Source organism: Chromatiaceae bacterium, assembly GCA_024235395.1.
Taxonomy (GTDB): domain Bacteria; phylum Pseudomonadota; class Gammaproteobacteria; order Chromatiales; family Chromatiaceae; genus Thiosocius.
The window spans coordinates 425,943-443,219 of the sequence record JACKMK010000002.1 but is presented as its reverse complement, the minus strand read 5'-3'; the positions used below and the strand labels follow the sequence as shown (position 1 = coordinate 443,219).

17 protein-coding genes are annotated in these 17,277 nt (G+C 65.4%); 10 read left to right on the top strand and 7 right to left on the bottom strand.

Annotated elements, in window-relative coordinates:
* Positions 1 to 53 precede the first annotated feature (53 nt).
* The 4 genes from H6955_10105 to H6955_10090 form a co-directional block, all read right to left on the bottom strand.
* A complete protein-coding gene (locus tag H6955_10105; protein ID MCP5313902.1) occupies positions 54 to 287 on the bottom strand; it encodes a hypothetical protein in 234 nt (77 codons plus the stop codon).
* A gap of 272 nt (positions 288 to 559) precedes the next feature.
* Complete coding sequence (locus H6955_10100; GenBank protein ID MCP5313901.1) at positions 560 to 997, bottom strand: transcriptional repressor; 438 nt, start codon at positions 995 to 997, stop codon at positions 560 to 562.
* Positions 998 to 1,019: 22 nt separating this feature from the next.
* Positions 1,020 to 2,249: a permease gene (locus H6955_10095; protein MCP5313900.1), complete on the bottom strand. Its 1,230-nt coding sequence runs from the start codon at positions 2,247 to 2,249 to the stop codon at positions 1,020 to 1,022.
* A gap of 101 nt (positions 2,250 to 2,350) precedes the next feature.
* Positions 2,351 to 5,320: a M20/M25/M40 family metallo-hydrolase gene (locus tag H6955_10090; GenBank protein MCP5313899.1), complete on the bottom strand. Its 2,970-nt coding sequence runs from the start codon at positions 5,318 to 5,320 to the stop codon at positions 2,351 to 2,353.
* Positions 5,321 to 5,442: 122 nt separating this feature from the next.
* Between H6955_10090 and H6955_10085 the strand changes: the two genes are divergently transcribed.
* The 3 genes from H6955_10085 to H6955_10075 all read left to right on the top strand — a co-directional run bounded on the left by H6955_10085 (position 5,443) and on the right by H6955_10075 (position 7,350).
* A complete protein-coding gene (locus H6955_10085) occupies positions 5,443 to 5,631 on the top strand; it encodes a hemin uptake protein HemP (protein ID MCP5313898.1) in 189 nt (62 codons plus the stop codon).
* A gap of 107 nt (positions 5,632 to 5,738) precedes the next feature.
* Positions 5,739 to 6,011, top strand: coding sequence for an ATP dependent RNA helicase (locus H6955_10080; protein ID MCP5313897.1), 273 nt, complete (start codon positions 5,739 to 5,741; stop codon positions 6,009 to 6,011).
* A complete protein-coding gene (locus tag H6955_10075; protein MCP5313896.1) occupies positions 6,004 to 7,350 on the top strand; it encodes a DUF2325 domain-containing protein in 1,347 nt (448 codons plus the stop codon). Before H6955_10080 ends, H6955_10075 begins: the two co-directional genes overlap by 8 nt.
* Before the next feature lie 277 nt (positions 7,351 to 7,627).
* Here the strand turns inward: H6955_10075 and H6955_10070 are convergent, their stop codons facing one another.
* Positions 7,628 to 8,767, bottom strand: a complete 1,140-nt coding sequence (locus H6955_10070; protein MCP5313895.1) for a methylamine utilization protein MauG — start codon at positions 8,765 to 8,767, stop codon at positions 7,628 to 7,630.
* 283 nt (positions 8,768 to 9,050) lie between these two features.
* Between H6955_10070 and H6955_10065 the strand changes: the two genes are divergently transcribed.
* The 3 genes from H6955_10065 to H6955_10055 all read left to right on the top strand — a co-directional run bounded on the left by H6955_10065 (position 9,051) and on the right by H6955_10055 (position 12,087).
* Positions 9,051 to 9,266: a DUF2892 domain-containing protein gene (locus H6955_10065; protein MCP5313894.1), complete on the top strand. Its 216-nt coding sequence runs from the start codon at positions 9,051 to 9,053 to the stop codon at positions 9,264 to 9,266.
* Between the two features lie 409 nt (positions 9,267 to 9,675).
* On the top strand, positions 9,676 to 10,812 hold the full coding sequence (locus H6955_10060) for an LbtU family siderophore porin (protein MCP5313893.1): 1,137 nt from the start codon (positions 9,676 to 9,678) through the stop codon (positions 10,810 to 10,812).
* A gap of 21 nt (positions 10,813 to 10,833) precedes the next feature.
* Positions 10,834 to 12,087, top strand: a complete 1,254-nt coding sequence (locus tag H6955_10055; GenBank protein MCP5313892.1) for a peptidase — start codon at positions 10,834 to 10,836, stop codon at positions 12,085 to 12,087.
* Positions 12,088 to 12,156: 69 nt separating this feature from the next.
* Here the strand turns inward: H6955_10055 and bfr (H6955_10050) are convergent, their stop codons facing one another.
* Complete coding sequence (gene bfr, locus H6955_10050; GenBank protein ID MCP5313891.1) at positions 12,157 to 12,642, bottom strand: bacterioferritin; 486 nt, start codon at positions 12,640 to 12,642, stop codon at positions 12,157 to 12,159.
* Positions 12,643 to 12,644: 2 nt separating this feature from the next.
* Complete coding sequence (gene bfr, locus H6955_10045; protein ID MCP5313890.1) at positions 12,645 to 13,115, bottom strand: bacterioferritin; 471 nt, start codon at positions 13,113 to 13,115, stop codon at positions 12,645 to 12,647.
* Positions 13,116 to 13,334: 219 nt separating this feature from the next.
* Here bfr (H6955_10045) and H6955_10040 point away from each other — a divergent pair, with 219 nt between their 5' ends.
* From H6955_10040 to H6955_10025, 4 genes are all read left to right on the top strand, one after another.
* Positions 13,335 to 13,541, top strand: a complete 207-nt coding sequence (locus H6955_10040; GenBank protein ID MCP5313889.1) for a (2Fe-2S)-binding protein — start codon at positions 13,335 to 13,337, stop codon at positions 13,539 to 13,541.
* A gap of 217 nt (positions 13,542 to 13,758) precedes the next feature.
* Positions 13,759 to 15,132, top strand: coding sequence for a thiol oxidoreductase (locus tag H6955_10035; GenBank protein ID MCP5313888.1), 1,374 nt, complete (start codon positions 13,759 to 13,761; stop codon positions 15,130 to 15,132).
* Positions 15,133 to 16,182 (top strand): imelysin family protein, encoded by a 1,050-nt coding sequence (locus H6955_10030; protein MCP5313887.1) that lies wholly within the window; start codon positions 15,133 to 15,135, stop codon positions 16,180 to 16,182.
* Positions 16,172 to 17,257 (top strand): DUF1513 domain-containing protein, encoded by a 1,086-nt coding sequence (locus H6955_10025; protein MCP5313886.1) that lies wholly within the window; start codon positions 16,172 to 16,174, stop codon positions 17,255 to 17,257. Before H6955_10030 ends, H6955_10025 begins: the two co-directional genes overlap by 11 nt.
* Positions 17,258 to 17,277 lie beyond the last annotated feature (20 nt).

Here is a 17,277-nt window from a genome sequence, read left to right as displayed (position 1 = left end):
ATTAACCCAGGCCCAACCGCGCGGTTGCGCCAGGGTTGGTGCAGCAGGGGGCGTTACGGACTGGCGCCGCCCGGACCCTGGAGCGGTGGCTTCGGCGTATCCGCGCTCCCGCGGTCGTCGTCTTCCCCGGTACCCGGCTTGTGACAGGCATTGCGGCTGATCACACCACGTGCCCGAAGTCGCGGACCGAAGAACGGCATCCTGCCTGGCTGGATCTTCTCGCCGGTCACCGCATTCGCCCCGACCGTGGGTACTTGGTACGGGACCGGATCGAACATTCGGTCCATGCGGGTGTACAGGCTCTCGGCAGCGCCGGCGCCGCCAGCAACACGCCTCGGCGACGGGCACCGCAATCACGCTTCTCGCCATCGCGACGTCTGCAGGTTGAACGGACGCTCTCGTTCGATACGCTCAACCAGGATTCAGCTTGTTGATTTTCGGAGAATTGTTCTGATTTCGGAAAGGCAGGCGTCGTCAAAGTGAATTCGAAGTCGCCGGGTGTGACGGCGGACGGATGCCGCAGCAGCTCCGCTCCCGCCGACCTGAAACCCCTACGACTTCAATCGGGCGTCTTGCTGCGTACCCGTACGACAAAATCGGCGTCGACAATCTCGACCGACTCGGGTAGCGGGATGCCATGGGCCAGCTTGAGCAGATCGATATCGGCATCCACCACCTCGCCGGTATCCTCGTGGTAGACATGTGCGTGGTGGTGGACCGAGGAGTCATAGCAGACGGTGCCGCCGTCAATGCTGACGACCCGCACCAGGCCGGCACGCACGAATGCACCGAGGGTGTTGTAGATCGTCGCCCGCGACACCGATGGGTGCTCCGCATTGACCCGCTGCAACAGCTGGTCGGCAGTGAGGTGCTGCGGTCTGCATAGCAGCGCCTCGGCCACCTGGACACGCTGCCGGGTCGGGAAGATGCCATGCGCACGCAACCAGGAGGGAACCTCGAGGCGCTGCGGAAAGACGGTCTTGGACGGGGTCTTCATAGTCTTTTCCAGTATAGAGCAGTCACTCCGCGTCGACGACCTTGTACCCGGCACGCGTGACCACCGCGGCCAGGCGGTCACGCCGCAGATCGCCGCCCCAGACCTGTACGCGTCCCGAGGACAATTCGACGTCGACCCGCTCGACCGCGTCCGCCGCCTGCAACGCCTGTGACACGCTGGCGGCGCAATGCTGGCACGACATGCCTTCGACCTGCAGCGTCAGTTGCGGCTGGTCCGACACGCGATCGCGGTCCGGCAGCCAGCGTCGACGCAGACGACGGGCCAGCAGGTAGGTCATCAGCGCTAGCAGCAATACCGCCGAGGCGATCTCCCACCAGGCCCGCGTCGCGTGTGCGTGCGCACCGGTCACCACCGTGGTCCCGCCGATGATGAAATCGAACGTCATCCCCAGCCCCACGCTGGCGACGATCACTGTTCCGAGATAGAGCGCGAGGACGCGTGCGCCGAGCGCCCGGTAGACGGCCCCCATGGTCGCCACATTGGTCGCCGGGCCGGCCATCAGAAACACCAGCGCCGAGCCCGCCGGCATGCCGGCGGCGATCAACGAAGCGGCGATCGGCACCGAGCTGGTGGTGCACACGTACAATGGCAGCGATACCGCAAGGACCAGCAGCATGCCGCCTACGCCCTGTGCCCAGCCCACCGAGGCGAAGTAGTCAGCCGGTACCGCGAAGGTGATCAATGCGGCGAGCAGCACACCGCCGATCAGCCACAGGTCGATCGCCGCGAGGATATCGAACAGCGCGTAACGCAGCACCGCGAGCAGCCGGTTGTCGACATCCCGCCAATGTTCGCCTTGCTCGAGTTCCGCCGCGGCCGCATCGGGGGCCGTGAAACGGTTGACCAGCCATCCGCCGGCGACTCCGCTGAAGAATGCCGCCACCACCTTGAACAATGCAAACGGCCAACCGAGGAACGCCGCGCTGACCAGGATCGAATCGACCCCGGTCTGCGGCGTACTGATCAGGAACGAGGTCGTCGCACCGGGCGAGGCACCCTGGTTGCGCAGGCCTATCGCTGTCGGCACGACCCCGCAGGAACACAGCGGCATCGGCACACCGATCAGCGCGGCGCGCACGACGCTGCCGAGGCTGGACTGGCTGAGGTGCGCCCGGACCATCCCTTCGGGAAAAAACACCCGCAAGACCCCGGCCAGCAGCAGACCCAGCAACAGGGCCGGCGAAAGGTCGAGCAGGATGTTCCACAATGCGTCGAGATAGCCGAAAAGCACGTTCAATACCTTGCCCGCGGACCTTGCCGCCCATCCAATGACGGCAGCGCCACGCCGTCAACCACGCCCTGTCCCGGGCATTCCCCGACCCCGCCCGGACATCACTCGCGCGCCGTCGGAACGACCTCGAGGACCAGGGTTTCGCCGTTGCGCAGCACGGTCATCCCGGTCGGCTCGCCGGCCTTCAGGCCGGCGAGTGCGTTCATGAAGTCGTGGATACTGGCGATCTCGACGCCCGCCAGCCCAACGAGCAGGTCACCGTTGCGCACGCCGGCCCGTTCTGCCGGTGCGCCCTTGACGGCACCCTGCAACCGTACGCCCTTGACCGCCTCGTCCTGCCCGTATGCCGGGATGGTCCCGAGATAGGCACGCAGATGGCTGCGTGAAAGTCCACTCGACTGGCGCGTCACGGCGACATACTCGGGTGTGTCCTCGGCCCGCGCCAACGATGCGGCGATGCCATCGAACAACCGTGCAACGTCGCGTATCCCGGCATAGTTCAGCGTGTCCGCGGTATCGCGCGGCGATGAGTAATCCTCGTGCGCCCCGGTGAACGCATTCAGCACCGGCACCCCCTGCATGTAGAAGGGTGTCGAGTCGGTCGGGAGATAGGGATCGGCCTTGGTCGCGATCGGCAGACCCAACGGAACGTTGCGACGTTCGATTTCGCGCGTCCAGATCGGACTTGAGCCGGTCGCCTGCAGGTAAAGCCTGTCCTTCAGGTGGCCGACCATGTCCATATTGAGATAGGCGGCCACCTTGCCACGCAGATCGCCGGTGCCGGCCAGCCGGTCGACGAAATGCTGTGACCCCAGGGTGCCGAGTTCTTCGCCCGACCATGCGGCGAACAGGATGTCGCGCCGGGATTGCAGCCGGCCTTCCCGTCGCAGACCGGCGAGATGCTGTGCGATCTCCAGCATCGCGGCGACCCCGGAGGCGTTGTCGTCGGCACCGTGATGGATAGCACCGCGTTCGTCGTCGTGCGCCAGCGACCCGGACACCTGTCCATGGCCGAGGTGATCGACGTGCGCGCCGATCGCCAGCGGTGGTAGCCCGCTGGCGCTGGTCGCCGGCAGACGCGCCAGCACGTTGCGTCCCTGACCCTTCTCGCGCTGGATATCCAACACCGCCGCGAGCTGCACGCCGCCCAGATCGAAACCCTCTGCCGACTCACCCTTGTCGAGCGCTGTCTGCAGCGTCGTCAGGTCCCTGCCCACCGTTTGCAGCATGCGTTCCGCGAGCGCATCGCTGACCGAGATACCACCGAGCGTCGTCGTGGCGCCGGCGGTGTCGAGACGCAACTCGACCAGCCGGTCGCGGGCTGCGGCGTTCGGGCCTGTGACCACGATCAGTCCGACCGCGCCGTGCCGCTTCGCGACGGCCGCCTTGTACGCGAGATCGGAGTAGTGCAGCAGGTGTCGGCGCCATTCCGGCGGCACGGACTCGGGCTGGAAGCGCAGCACCATGACCCACTTGCCGGCCACATCGAGCCCGCCATAGGCATCATAGTCCGGCACCTTGTCCGTGCCGGGCGCGACGATCCCATAGCCTGCGAACACGACACCGGTCGCCGGGACCTCGCCGCTGCGCGACAACGCCAGCGGACGCCAGTCGCGGTCGACCTGCAGATCGTCCGTCCCGTCGACACCCGCGATCCGCAGGTGGTTGCCCTCACCCAGGGTGGCCGCAGCGGTGAACGGGAAGGCCTGAAAGTAACCTTCGTCGCCGGCCGGTTCGAGTCCGATGCGCTCGAAAACACCGGCGACATAGTCGGTTGCGAGGCGTTCGCCGGCCGTGCCGGTCAACCGACCCTGCATCGCGTCGCCGGCCAGCCGCACGACGTGCAGGCGTGCGTCTTCGGCGCGGATCTCACTCAGGGTCGTATCCGACGCGGCCACGACAGCCGCGGCTGCGGTTGCCCGACTGTCTGGCAGCTGCAGCTGCCGACGCGCCTCCGCATCGTTCCAGTCGGCGATGAACAACTGGCTCTGCTGATTCGAGGTGCGGTTCGAGGTCCAGGCCAGCCGGGCGCCGTCCGGCGAGAACACCGGCAGGCCGTCGAACCCCCCGGTGAATGTCACCCGCACCGGTTCGCGCCGCCCGGCCGCATCGACGATAAACAGCTCGAAATTGGCGAAGCCCTCGCGGTTCGACGCGAAGATCAGGTAATCACCGCTCGGATGAAAAAACGGCGCCCAGGACATGACCCCCATGCGGGTGACCTGGCGTTGCACGCCGGTCGCGAGGTCCATGGTGTGGATCTCGGCGCGACTGCCGTCGGTCGAGAAGCGCCGCCAGGTGATCTGCCCACCGTCGGGGCTGAAGAAGGGCCCACCGTCGTAGCCGGGAGTGTCGGTCAGGCGGCGGACCTGGGTGCCGTCCGCGTTCATCAGGTAGATGTCCATCATGTACGACTTGTCGTGCTCGAACACGGCACCCTGCGCGTCGGTCATGCTGCCGTCGTAGGCCGCACGATTGGACGCGAATACGATCAGTCTGCCGTCGGGCGAGTAGGCACCCTCGGCGTCGTAGCCCTCGCTCCGGGTCAGATTGATGCGGCTGCCGTCTGTCAGGTCCTGCGCATAGATCTCGTATTGCGGATCGAAGTCCCAGCTGTAGCGACGCTGCTGCCCGGAGGCACGGAAATCCAGTTCCGCCTGCATCTTCCCGGCGGTCTGCGGATCGGCATCGGTGGACGCATACAACACCCGATCGCCGCGCGGATGGATCCACGAGCAGGTCGCCTTGCCCGTTCCGGGCGAGATTCGCTGCACGTCGCCGGTGGCCAGATCGAGCAGGTGGATCTGGTAGAAAGGATTCGCGGGGTCGCGTTCCGACTGGAAGATCAGGCGCTGGCCGTCGCGACTGAAATAGCCCTCGCCGGCCCGCCGTCCCTCGAACGTAAGCTGCCGGGTATTGGACAACCAGCGTGCCTCGTCGTTGGCCTCGTCGGCCGGACTCGCCATCGGCACCAGCACGATGGCGCAAAGCGCTGCGATGCGTGCCCCGTACCCCGCCGCGCGCGTGACGCCGCACCGACCCGGCGATTGACTGCTGCCCACGATACACATCTCAACATCCCCCGGGATTGACATCCACCCATCCACTGCACTGATTTTATTGCGAATGATTCTTATTGACATTATTTCCTGCGGCGCTAGACTGCAAACCATGGTCCCCCGCCGCCGCAGTGATGAACGTCGAGAAACCGAACCCACACGCCGTCGATGATGCTGCACCCAGTGCGCTGTCGTCACCGAAACAGGCACGCATCGACAGCCGGTCGCTGTTTGGCGATCGCAAGCTCGTGTTGATCGATCACCACGGTGAAACCTATACCTTGCGACTGACGCGCCAGGGAAAACTCATCCTGACCAAGTAGGCCCGGCAGCGGGCCAACACAACGCGCATGCCAGCCAGGGGCCGCACCGCCTGCGGCCGCCAGCCAGCCGCGAATGTTCAACATTCCGCCAACTGGAGGCCCATGCCATGTCGTCCATTGACATCCCGTCACGTCCCGCTCCATCCGAGACGAGATACACCACCGAGGCGCTCGAACAGCGGCTCGGTCAGTTGATCCGACATTACCTGGAAACGCGTTCACCGGCGATCGCCAACTCGGTCGTGCGGCACATCGAGCTGTTGTGCAGCCATCCCGGCTTCGAGGGCGGTTCCGGAGTGCTGTGCAGCTACCTGCGCCTGAAGGCGCACTGGCGCTGGTTGGCCGGGCCAACAGGCACCGCGGGAGGCGCGGATGTGTGATCTGTTGAACGTACCGTCGTCGCATGCCGCCACCGACGAGGATCTGCAGCCTTCCCCCGGGAAGGCCGCCTGGCCGCCGTCGCACCCAAAGCCCGCGGGACTGGCGCTGCCACCCGACGATCGGGCGCACCGCGCCGCGCAACAGCGAACGCGACGCAAGCTCTGGACACTCGCACACAAACTGCATTGTCCGATCATCGGCACCTGTCTGGACGCCGCCGAACTGAGGCGCATCGCGCGAAATCACGGCAACGCATCTGCCGGAACGCTCGACGATTATGCACTGCACGTCAGCTTCGTCTCAGCGGCCGACGCGCGCAACAGCCTGTCGCTCGCGACCCACAAGGCGTTGGAGAAAAAGTTCGCCGGCGACGTGAAACGTTTTGCCAAGGCACGTAGCCGCGACGCACTCGAAGCACTGTGGCAGGGCGCGCTGTCGTCCGGTGAGGTTGCGGGCGCCCTGTGGGCGACATTGACCCATCCGCGCTGCGACGACGCACTGACAACGCAGGCATTCGAGCAGGTGCACATGCTGTCTCACCAGGTCGGCGCCGGGCAGCGTGCCGATCTGCAGAAGCTGCGAACCGTGGAGGCCGAGCTGGGTTCGATACGGCACGCATTCGACGACCTGCAGCGACGCACGCGCGTCCGGCTCGGAGCACGCGAGGCGGAAACGCGCGACCTGCAGCATCGCCTGACAACGCTCGACGCAGAGCGCCGCCGACTGCTTTCCCAACGCGAGGAGCAAGACCGCGAGCTGGCCAGGCTGCGCGCCGCCTGCGGTTTCGAACGGGCTGCGAATCTGGAGCGCCAGCTGGCCGCGGCACACCGCTGCAACGATCGACTGCGTCGGCGCTGCGACGAGCTGCAGGCCGCGGTCACCGCTGCGGAAAGGTCGCGCGTATCGATCGAGCGTGAATGCGGTGAGCGAGGTGCCGAGACCGCTGGACTCGAGCACCTGATCACCCAGGCGACCACGGCATGCGACGGCTGCCGCAACACGCCATGCGGCGAGTGCCCCAACCTGCACGGCAGGCGCATCCTGTGCGTCGGTGGGCGCAGTCGGCTGATCGAGCAATACCGCGACCTGGTCGCGCGCTGCAATGGTCTGTTCGAACATCACGACGGCGGCCTCGAGGACAACAGGCAGCGCCTCGACGCAATGTTGTCGTCGGCAGACGCCGTGGTCTGCGCCACCGACAGCGTCAGTCACGATGCCTATTACCGGTTGAAACGTTTCTGCAAGCGACACGCGAAACCGCATGTGTTTCTGCGTTCGTCCGGCATTGCGACCTTCGCCCGGGCGCTCGACAGCGTCACGACCGCAGAGACGCCTTGACGGTGCCGCAGGGACGACCGCAGTGCCCTCGTGAGCCCCGTCGATCGGACCGCCCGGGCGCCGACACGATGTGCGAATGTGGGTTCGATGCGCAGCCGATGGTGCGCGTGGCTGTTCCGGTCACGCTGCTGCGCGAGCTGTTGTCACATCCGTCGTTGTGTGTCGCAGATCTGCGGTGTCTGGACCTTGAGTCCAAACGTTGGCTGCAGCGCCTGTGCCTCGAGTGCTGCGCGCGACGGCGGCCCGGCCCCCAGGCGGCCGTCACCGGGCCGACAGTTCATTGGACGTCCAGCAGCGGTTCGTAACGCTGGTCGGTCAGCGTCTTCATGAACGCGACCAGTGCATCCACTCGCCGGTCGTCGAGCGCCGGACCCGTCTCGAGTTCCTTCAACGACAGATTCTCGCCGACCTCGGGCCCGGCCCAGCGTTCGCCGGTCTCCGGGTTGATCTGGCGGCGCGCGCTGCGGCTGTTGTACTTGTTGTAGAACAGGACCACGGTACGCAGGTCCTTGAACACACCGTTGTGCATGTAGGGCCCGGTCACGGCGACATTGCGCAGACTCGGTACCTTGAACCGGCCGGCCTGAGCGGAGTCGTCTACCGCGGGGTGGTCGAGCAGACCGCGGTCGACGAACGCCTCCCCCTTGCCATTCAATGCCCGCAGCGCCCGGTTCGGCGGCGTGCCGATGTTGTGGAACTCGTAGTTGCTGAAGGTCTCACCGGCCATCGCCGCGCGTGGCTTGAGCTGGTGGCAGAGATTGCAGTTGGTGAACTGCTGTGAGAAGAACAGCGTCATACCGAGGTCTTCCTGTTCGGTCAGACGGTACTCGCCGCGCAGGTAGCGGTCGTACTTCGAGTCGAACGGCGCAAACTCGGGCGTCTGTTCAAAGGCCGCGATGCATTCCGTCATCGCGGCATAACCGGTATCCACCTGGTCCCAGACGTCTTCTCCGAACAGCCGGCGGAAACCGTCGACGTAGGTGGGGTTCGCTCGCAGCCGTGCGACCACCGCCGCCTTGTCCGGCATACCCATCTCGATCGGATTGAGTGGCGGACCGCCAGCCTGCTCCGCGAGGTCGCGTGCACGCCCATCCAGGAACTGGCCACCGACATAGCGACCGTCATCGCGCCGATGAAAGGGCGGGCTGAAACGGGCGTAGGCCGCACTCGGTGCATTGCGATCGCCGATCGAACGGCCGTCGTCGCCGAGCGAGGCCGCAGCCAGCTCGCCGGCGCCGCGCGGATCGACAAAGGCGCGATCCGGCGCATGGCAGGAGGCACACGATTGGGTACGGTTGTATGAAAGATTGCCGTCGAAGTACAGCGCACGCCCGAGCGCGGCAAGGTCATCAGACGCCGACGCCGCGGTTGGCACTACCAGGGTGAGCAAAGCCAGCAGCTTGGCCGATGTCTTCATACGCTGTTCCGATCCGATAGAGGCTCGCCGACCGGAAACCCGGCCGGGTGTCCCGACGCGTTTGCGCCGCCGCCTCAGTAGACCAAGGGCGGCGCTATAATGCAATCACGAATCATACGCATTTGCGTGAATCGGTTGCGGCGGCCGGTCGGTAATTTTGGGCGTTTGAAGGGCTAAACGATTGTCTCCACTTGACTTTATATATTAGATGATGCTAATATCTTTGGCGTTTTACACCGCGAGCCGTATCAGCGGTTTCCCGGACCCATTTTGGAGAGACCCTATGTCGATTGAACGCATCGTCCTGGCATTCGCCGGGATCATGATCATGCTCACCCTCGCGCTCGGCGTACCGGCCAGTCCGCTGTTCCATCACGAGTACTGGCTGTGGTTCACCGGCTTCATCGGCCTCAACCTGTTTCAGTCTGCATTCACCGGCTTCTGTCCGCTGGCGACGATCCTCAAGAAGCTCGGCAAGAAACCCGGCGTGGCCTTCTGAACGGCGCCCAACCCGATATCGCTCCCGGAAGCCGGCCTCGTGCCGGCTTTTTCATGTCCGCAAGTCAACCTGCCCTCCCCTCGGAGCCGACCCGAAGGCACACACCTACCCGGAAAATGTATTGCGTTTGCGAATCGTTCGTATTACGATCCGCATATCACAGTGCAACAGCGCGGCCACCAAGGGTGAAGAACTCAAGAAAAACAGGCTGATGCCGCGATCTAGCTCGGTGCTGCGCAGTCCCCGATCGACGCCGGAAAGCGCCGCCATCATCGCAACAGCCACCGGTCACGCCGCCGGTGCCTTCAGAGGCGGGGCTCGAAGCAATCGCCACGAGTTCATCTACAAATAGGCATACGAGCAGCGGCCGCCCCGCTGCGCAGATCCGAAAAAAAACCGGGAGTCATACATGAAAAAAACCGCACTGGCCGTTTCCGTTATCAGCGCACTGGCCGCCTCAGGGATCGCGCTCGGGTCGCCGATCGACGACGAACTGGCGGCGATCAAGGCACGCCTCAAGGCACTGGAAGAACAGGTACAGGCGCAGAACGATGTGATCCGCGAGAAAGACCGCCAGATCCAGGAACTGGTCTCGAACCCGTCGATCCGCGAGTCGCCGGAAGGCCACCGCTGGACCGACAGCATCGAGGTCGGCGGCGTGATCGAACTCGAGGCCGGGCACGTGTCCTCGGATGGCGACGACGAGAGCGACATCGTCGCGGCGACCGTCGAGGTCGGCATCGCTGCGCAGATCAACGACTGGGTCGCGGCCGAGACGACCCTGCTGTACGAGGAAGAGACCGACAACAACGGCGACCTGAACGTCGACGTCGCGATCGTGACCATCGCCGATCCGGACAGCAACTGGTTCGTCGCCGGCGGAATCATGTACGTGCCGTTCGGCACCTTCGACACCAATATGATCAGCGACCCGCTGACCCTCGACCTCGGCGAGACCAGCGACACCGCGATCCTCGCCGGAATGAAATTCGGCGCGGTGACCGGCACGGTCTACACCTTCCAGGGCGATCGCGACGATCAGATCGAAAACTTCGGTGCGGCGCTGAATGCGGAAATGGGTGGCGAGGACATGCAGTTCGCCGGCCACATCGGCTACATCAACGACATCGGCGAGACGGACGGACTGTTCGAGACGATCGATGACGGCATCGAATTCGCCAACGACGACGATACCGCGGGTTGGGCCGCAAGCGCGCGCCTCGACGCCGGTCCGTTCGCATTCATCGCCGAATACGTAGCCGCCGTCGACGACGTTCCCGGTACCGACGACCAGCCCGAGGCATTCAACCTGGAAGCGGGCTTCTCATTCGATCTGGTCGGCAAGCCGGCCGTGTTTGCACTCGCCTATCAGGGCACAGACGGTTACGAAAACATCGACCCGACGGTCAGCGAGAAACGCGTCGGTGGCGCGCTGACGGTCGAAATCTTCGAGGGCACCAGCGTGGCACTCGAATACCGCAACGACGAAGACTACAACGGTGACGACGCCGACACCGTCACCGCGAAGGTCGCCGTCGAATTCTAACGACAAGGAGCCGAGCCAATGATGAAACCACTGACCCTCTGGGCCAGTCTGCTGTGTGGTGTGGCGGCACAGGCCGCGACACCCGAGGCGGTTCTGGAGCACTACGCCGACGTCGCGCACGCGACCTACGGCGACGCGCTGCAGACCGCCACCACCCTGCAACAGGCCGTCGATGCGTTGATCAGTGCGCCGACAGAGACGAACCTGGCGGCCGCACGTGGCGCCTGGGTCGCCGCCCGCCATCCGTATCAGCAGTCAGAGGCCTTCCGGTTCGGCAATCCGATCGTCGATGAATGGGAAGGCAAGGTGAATGCCTGGCCGCTCGACGAGGGCCTGATCGACTACGTCGCCGCCAGCTATGGCGGCGAGTCTGACGAGAACCCCTACTACACGGCCAATGTGGTCGCCAATCCGACGCTCAAGGTGTTTGGACGCGAGATCGACGCGCGTGCAATCACACCGGCATTGCTTGCCGAGACACTGCACGAAATCGACGGCGTCGAGACCAATGTGGCGACCGGTTACCACGCGATCGAGTTTCTGCTCTGGGGCCAGGATCTCAACGGGACGCGACCGGGTGCGGGTGCGCGACCGGCGAGCGACTACGATGTCCGCAACTGCTCGTGGGGCAACTGTGGGCGCCGTGCGGCCTACCTCAGGGCCGTGACCGATCTGCTGGTCGAGGATCTGCAGTGGATGACCGACCAGTGGGCGGTCGACGGGGCAGCCCGTGAAGCGTTGCGCCAGCAAGGCGCCCAGGCCGGGCTCGCGGCGATCTTCACTGGCATGGGGAGCCTGTCTTACGGCGAACTCGCCGGCGAGCGGATGAAACTCGGACTGATGCTGCATGACCCCGAAGAGGAGCATGACTGCTTCAGCGACAACACCCACTGGTCGCACTATGACGACGCACGCGGCATCCAAAACGTGTACACCGGTACCTACAGACGCGCCGATGGCACCGAGCTGAGCGGTCCCAGCCTGGCCGACCTGGTCGCCGCGCGCGACCCGGCCGCCGATGCACGACTTCGCGAACGGCTGGACGCGACGCTCGCAAAGATGCAGGTGCTGGTCGACACGGCGCAAGCCGGCGAGGCCTATGACCAGATGATCGGCGCAGGCAACAGCACCGGCAACGCCAAGGTCAAGGCGGCGATCGACGCCCTGATCGAGCAGACCAAGGCGATCGAACAGGCGGTCGGTGTGCTCGGCCTCGATGCGATCGCGTTCGAGGGCTCGGACAGCATCGATGCCCCCGACAAAGTGATCCAGTAACCTCCAGCGCTACTGTCGCTTTGGCCGCCCCGAGGGCGGCCTTTTTGGTTTCGGGGATGCCGCAGAGGATCAGGCGGTGGAATTGCCACCCATCTGCGACTGCAGGTAGTTCTTGAGCCCCAGCATCTCGATCAGATTGAGCTGCTTCTCCAGCCAGTAGGCATGATCCATCTCGGTGTCGTCGAGCAGCTTGGTCAGGATCATGCGGGTGTCGTAATCCTGTTCCTTTTCGCACGTCTTGATCGCGTCCTTGAGCGCGTCGGTCACCTCGTACTCGACGGCCAGGTCGTTCTTCAACATCTCGGGCACGGTCGTTCCCACCCGCAGCTTGTCGGGGCTGCCGAGATCCGGCTGCGCTTCGAGAAACAGCATGCGTTCGATCAGGGCGTCCGCATGCTCGGTCTCTTCCTGCATTTCATGATCGATGCGTTCGTACAGCGCGTGCAGACCCCAGTCCTTGTACATCCGCGAATGGATGAAGTACTGGTCACGCGCAGCAAGCTCGCCGTTGAGTAGTTTCTGCAGATGTTCGAGGACCTTCTTCTTGCCTTTCATGCTCAATCCCCCATCTGCGACTGCAGGTAGTTTTCCAGGCCGACATTGGCGATCAGGTACTGCTGTGTCTCGACCCAATCGATATGCTCCTCGGTCTCCTCGAGCATCTCCTGCAGCTGATCACGGCTGACGAAATCGCGCGCCTGCTCGCATAGCTGAATGGTCTCCTGCTGGTTGCAGCGGATCGCGTTCAGCAATTGCAGGTCGCCGTGCAGCATCTCGGGTATGTTTTCACCGATCAGCAGCTTGCCGGAATCCTGCATGTTCGGCAGCCCTTCGAGGAACAGCACGCGCTCGATCAGCACGTCGGCCATCTTCATCGCCTTGATCGAGCGCTTGTATTCGTAGGCGTCGAACTCGCGCAGTCCCCAGTCGCGCGCCATTCGCGCGTGCAGAAACAACTGATTGATCGCCGTGAGTTGGTCTTTGAGACAGAGGTTGAGACCCTGCACGACCTGCGGATCACCTTGCATCCGGTACCTCCAGAGAAAAACGGATGAAACAACGGCTGGCTGGTCCGCGACGGAGTGGCTCGCCAAGGCACCTGAGTGTAGTCGCCGACCCGGGTACCATCAAGCTAAGCGATTGTTTGCAGTACCGTTTCGAAAACCTGGCCAGTATTGGTAAAAGAGTTGCTAATCATTCTCATTTCTACTACTCTGTTCAGACAGGCAATCGAGGGGACACCAGGCATGTACGTCTGCATCTGTAACGGGGTCACCGACCACCAGATCCGCGCGGCGGTCGACCGGGGCGTCGCATCGATGGAACAACTCGGTAACGAACTGAAGGTCGCGACCTGTTGCGGGCGATGCCGAGACTGCGCCAACCGGATACTCGACGAGGCGCTCGCCGCGCAGTGGGCGGCGTCCGACGGCCTCGCCTGCGCCTGCGCGTGATGCCGGCGCCAGAGAATCCCCACCATCGGCCATTGCGCCGCCGTCTGTTCGCCCTGTGCCGTGCCCTCGTGCGAGCGGCATTGGCGAGTCGGCGCGGTCGACGCAATGCGATGTTGCGCGCAGCCGCATTGGACGGGCGCCCGGACCGCTGAATCGGCGTCCTGCCAGTCCTGCACACAGCCTCCTTCGCCCGGATCCGACCAAGCACCCGCACACCATGCCGTACCCTCTTCGCCCACTGCTGTGCCTATTCGGTTTGACCTGCTGTGTCGCCTGCGCGTCGCCGCAACCGGCGACCGATGCGACCGCATCCGGTCAGCCCGGCGAGCGTCGCTTCACGAATCCCGCATCCGGCCTCGACCTCGTTCTGGGCCGCAGCCTGTTCGAGCGGATCTGGGTCAGCGCCCCGGCCTCGACCCAAGCCGCCGACGGCCTCGGGCCGCTGTACAACGCGCGCGCCTGCAGCCAGTGCCACACAGGAGACGCCCGGCTTCGTCCACCCGTCCCCTCGCACCGGGGGACACCGGCCCTGGTGATGCGTGCCGGCCGGGTTGCATCACTCGACGACCCCAAAGAAAGCACGCGTGGCGCGCCCCGCCCAGACCCGGTCTACGGCGCCCAGATGCAACCGCTGGCGATTGGTGGCCACGATGCCGAGTTCCGCCTTGCGGTGCACTACACCAGCGAGGTCGTCCAGTTCGCCGATGGCACATCGGCGGAGCTGCGCAGACCGCGCTATACCGTCGAAGACCTGGGGTATGGACCGCTGCACCCGGACACGCGTCTGTCGCCGCGGATCGCACCCCCGCTGATCGGTCTGGGCCTGCTCGAGGCGGTCGATGAACGCGACATACTGGCACGCGCCGACCCGGATGACCGCGATGGCGACGGTATCTCGGGGCGGCCGAATCGGGTCGTGGACGATCGCACCGGAAAGACCGTGCTGGGGCGTTTCGGACACAAGGCCGGCAGCCCGAGCGTCAACCAACAGGTGCAGCAGGCATTCGCCCGCGACCTCGGGATCGCGGTGCCCCTGTACCCGGACGGTGCCGGCGACTGCACCGCATACCAGCTTGCGTGTCGCCGCGCGCCGCACGGCAAGAGCCCGCAGCACGGAGAACTCGAGGCGGATGATCAGGTCGTCGATCTGGTCAGTCTCTACGCCCGTCGACTCGCAGTCCCGGCGCGCCCCATCACCGAGGATCCCGTGGTAGACGCCGGCCGGCGGCTGTTCGGGCAGATCGGTTGCGACGCGTGCCATACGCCCCACCTGCATGCCCCCGCGCAGCACGGGGGCCCGACATCGCCCGCCTATTCGGACCTGTTGCTGCACGATCTCGGAGAGGACCTGGCCGACGGCCTCGTCGAAGGCGGCGCCGGCGGCCGCGAATGGCGCACCGCGCCGCTCTGGGGCATCGGCCTGAGCATAGCGGACGGGAGGCAGCGCGGTTACCTCCACGACGGTCGCGCACGCAGTCCCCTGGAGGCGGTGTTGTGGCACGGCGGCGAGGCACAGCGGCAGCGCGACGCCGTGGTCGCGCTCTCGACCGAGCAACGCAACCAACTCATCAAGTTCGTGGAGAGCCTCTGAATGATCGCTTCGTCGATACGCCCGTGGTTTGCCGGCGCATTGCTCGGTCTGTTCGCCGCGTTGCCGGCACTCGCCGGCCCGATGCCTGCCAATGCGCTCAACAGCGCGGTCGCCGAACGGCACCTGGTGCCGGCCTATGCGCGCCTCGCCACCACGACCGCACAGTTGCAGGCCACCGCCGAGGCAGGCTGCGATAGGCAGGCGCTGCGCGACCGCTATCGCGAGGCCTTCCTCGCCTGGCAGGGCATCCAGCACATGCGGTTCGGCCCGATCCAGGTACTCTCGCGCGATTTCCGATTCCAGTTGTGGCCGGACAAGCGCGGCGCCATCAACCGGCATCTGAACGCATTGATGAGCACGCCTGATCCCGCGACGCTGGAACCCGATACCTTCGCCGCCGGGAGTGCCGCGGTGCAGGGTTTCGGCGCCCTCGAACGGCTGCTGTACACGCCGCCGCCCGACATCGACCCGGACTGGGAATGCCGGGTGATCGGCGCGATGACGGCCAACCTGGCGCGCATGGCGCGCGACACGCTGCATGAATGGCAGGACGGCGACGACGCGCACCGCCTGCTGTTCGCCGATGCCAGCGAAGGCAACGACTATTACGACAGTGCGGACGAACTCAGCGCGCGCCTGTTGAACAATCTGCATACCCAGCTGGAGCGCGTGGCGGATCAGAAACTCGGTCGACCGCTCGGTACCGATCCGCAGCATGCAGCACCGCGCCGCGCCGAGGGCTGGCGCAGCGGTCTGTCGCTCGACGCGATCCGTGAAAACCTCGCCGCCACCGAGGCGCTGTACCGGATCGGCTTTCAGCCGCGGGTCGAGGCCGCTCTCGACGCACAGATCGTCGCGGGTTTCGGCGATGCGCGACAACGGCTGGACGCGCTGGACGGACCGCTCGATGCACTGCTGGCGGACCCCGGCGGCTGGCACCGCATCGAGGCGGTCCGGGAGACGCTGGCCGAGCTCAAGCTGCGGATCGGCCGCGACCTGTCCACGGCGCTCGGCCTGCCGCTCGGTTTCAACAGCCTCGATGGCGACTGACCGGCGCCTGCTGCTCAAGGCCGCCGCGGCCCTGGCGATCGGTATCCCGCTGCGGGTATTTGCCGGCCACGGCACACAACGGCTGCTCAGCTGCCGCAGCAACACCGCGGGCGAACACTTCGCGACGTTGTTCGACAGCACTGGCCGGGTGATCAGCAACCCGCGTCTGCCGGCACGTGGACACGGGTTCGCGGTCAGTCACGACCGGCGCAGCGCCGTGGTGTTCGCACGCCGACCGGGCGAATTCATGCAGCTGCTCTCGCTGCCCGAAGGCCGTCCGGCGGCGACCCTGCACGCCGCGCGGGGCCGGCATTTCTACGGCCACGGCGTGTTCTCCGTGGACGACCGGTTGTTGTATGCGACGGAGAACGACTATGCGACCGGCAACGGCCGGATCGGTGTATACGACACGACCGACGGCTACCGCCGCATCGGTGAACTCGACAGCCTCGGTATCGGCCCACATGAACTGCGCCTGCTCAGCGACGGCCGCACCCTGGTGGTCGCGAACGGTGGTATCCGCACCCACCCCGACACGCCGCGCGCCAAGCTCAATCTCGACACGATGCGTGCCTCGCTGACCTTCCTCGACGCGGCCGACGGCCGGCTGCGCGCGCAGTACCCGACGCCGCTGCAGTGGCAGCGCCTGAGCATCCGCCACATCGACATCGCCGCCGACGACCGCGTGGCGCTGGTGATGCAGTACGAGGGACCGCGCAGCGACCGGCCACCCCTGGTCGCGCTGGCACGCCGCGACGCGGCGGTGCAGTGGCTTGAAGCACCCCCGGAGGTACAGCGACGCATGCGCAACTATTGCGGAAGCGTGGCGTTCTATGCCGACGGCAGCGGTTTCGCGGTCTCTTCACCGCGCGGCGGCCTGGTGACCTGCTGGTCGGCGGACGGACGCTTCGTCGACGCGTTCGATCAGGACGACGTCTGCGGTCTCGCCGTCAGCGGTGACGAACTCTGGTGCAGTGACGGGCGCGGCCGCCTTAGCGTGGGCAGGATCGGCGATTCGCGCCGTGCGCAGTCGTTCGACGACAGCCACTGGGACAATCACCTGGCGGTGCTCTGAGCAGGCCCCGAAAAAGTCGG

What these genes read in the sequence shown, in the direction of transcription:
- H6955_10040 (MCP5313889.1), top strand. Translation starts at nt 13,335, where the DNA reads ATGTACGTCTGCATCTGTAACGGGGTCACCGACCACCAGATCCGCGCG.
- H6955_10105 (MCP5313902.1), bottom strand. Translation starts at nt 287, where the DNA reads ATGGACCGAATGTTCGATCCGGTCCCGTACCAAGTACCCACGGTCGGG.
- bfr (MCP5313890.1), bottom strand. Translation starts at nt 13,115, where the DNA reads ATGCAAGGTGATCCGCAGGTCGTGCAGGGTCTCAACCTCTGTCTCAAA.
- H6955_10035 (MCP5313888.1), top strand. Translation starts at nt 13,759, where the DNA reads ATGCCGTACCCTCTTCGCCCACTGCTGTGCCTATTCGGTTTGACCTGC.
- bfr (MCP5313891.1), bottom strand. Translation starts at nt 12,642, where the DNA reads ATGAAAGGCAAGAAGAAGGTCCTCGAACATCTGCAGAAACTACTCAAC.
- H6955_10080 (MCP5313897.1), top strand. Translation starts at nt 5,739, where the DNA reads ATGTCGTCCATTGACATCCCGTCACGTCCCGCTCCATCCGAGACGAGA.
- H6955_10055 (MCP5313892.1), top strand. Translation starts at nt 10,834, where the DNA reads ATGAAACCACTGACCCTCTGGGCCAGTCTGCTGTGTGGTGTGGCGGCA.
- H6955_10060 (MCP5313893.1), top strand. Translation starts at nt 9,676, where the DNA reads ATGAAAAAAACCGCACTGGCCGTTTCCGTTATCAGCGCACTGGCCGCC.
- H6955_10030 (MCP5313887.1), top strand. Translation starts at nt 15,133, where the DNA reads ATGATCGCTTCGTCGATACGCCCGTGGTTTGCCGGCGCATTGCTCGGT.
- H6955_10090 (MCP5313899.1), bottom strand. Translation starts at nt 5,320, where the DNA reads ATGTGTATCGTGGGCAGCAGTCAATCGCCGGGTCGGTGCGGCGTCACG.
- H6955_10085 (MCP5313898.1), top strand. Translation starts at nt 5,443, where the DNA reads ATGAACGTCGAGAAACCGAACCCACACGCCGTCGATGATGCTGCACCC.
- H6955_10075 (MCP5313896.1), top strand. Translation starts at nt 6,004, where the DNA reads ATGTGTGATCTGTTGAACGTACCGTCGTCGCATGCCGCCACCGACGAG.
- H6955_10065 (MCP5313894.1), top strand. Translation starts at nt 9,051, where the DNA reads ATGTCGATTGAACGCATCGTCCTGGCATTCGCCGGGATCATGATCATG.
- H6955_10070 (MCP5313895.1), bottom strand. Translation starts at nt 8,767, where the DNA reads ATGAAGACATCGGCCAAGCTGCTGGCTTTGCTCACCCTGGTAGTGCCA.
- H6955_10100 (MCP5313901.1), bottom strand. Translation starts at nt 997, where the DNA reads ATGAAGACCCCGTCCAAGACCGTCTTTCCGCAGCGCCTCGAGGTTCCC.
- H6955_10025 (MCP5313886.1), top strand. Translation starts at nt 16,172, where the DNA reads ATGGCGACTGACCGGCGCCTGCTGCTCAAGGCCGCCGCGGCCCTGGCG.